This window comes from Sphingobacterium sp. UBA7253, from assembly GCF_002472745.1.
Classification (GTDB): Bacteria; Bacteroidota; Bacteroidia; order Sphingobacteriales; family Sphingobacteriaceae; genus Sphingobacterium; species Sphingobacterium siyangense.
Window position 1 is genome coordinate 22,065 of record NZ_DKSP01000172.1, and the last position, 846, is coordinate 22,910.

At 41.6% G+C, this 846-nt stretch carries 1 protein-coding gene; it reads left to right on the top strand.

Features of this window, described 5'->3' with window-relative positions; translation table 11 throughout:
• A partial coding sequence (locus B2X72_RS17475) for an efflux RND transporter permease subunit (protein ID WP_286850888.1) occupies positions 1–846 on the top strand: 846 nt, incomplete at both ends.

The following is an 846-nucleotide window of genomic DNA, read 5'->3' on the forward strand; positions in this document are numbered from 1 at the left end:
TGATATTACCAACAATCAGGTTCAAATATTTACTTCCTGCCCCACATTGGCTGGACAGGAGGTGGAACAGCTCGTTACCTTTCCGATTGAACAGAGTATTGCGAATGTTCCCAAGATCGAAGAAATTCGAAGCATTTCCCGATTCGGGTTGTCCGTAATTACAGTCGTTTTCGAAGAAGATGTAGATATCTACTTTGCACGTCAACTCATCAACGAAAGGCTAAAAGAAGCAGTAGACCAAATTCCACAGGGAATAGGTACTCCTGAAATGGCGCCGGTAAGTACCGGCCTGGGAGAGGTTTACCAATATATTATCCATCCCAAAAAAGGCAGTGAAAGTAAATACAATGCAAAAGATCTACGTACAATGCAAGATTGGATCGTTGCAAGACAATTATATGGAACACCCGGTATTGCTGAGGTTAACAGCTTTGGCGGACAATTAAAACAGTATGAGGTTGCTGTGAACCCTGATAAGTTAAGAGCGATGGGTGTGAGCATACCAGATATATTCACCGCACTTGAGAAAAATAATCAGAATACAGGTGGAGCGTATATTGATAAAAAGCCGAATGCCTATTTTATCAGAGGTATTGGTCTGGTAACTTCAATTGAAGATGTAAAAAGAATCGTGGTAAAAACTTCAGGTGCTGTGCCCATTTATATCAATGATGTTGCTGAAGTGAGATTTGGAAGTGCTGTTAGGTATGGGGCGCTGACGTTTAATGGTGAAGTTGATGCTGTGGGTGGAGTTGTTATGATGTTGAAGGGCGAAAACAGTAATGAAGTCGTAAAGCGTATCAAGGAAAAGCTACCAACTATCCAAAAGTCCCTACCTGAAGACGT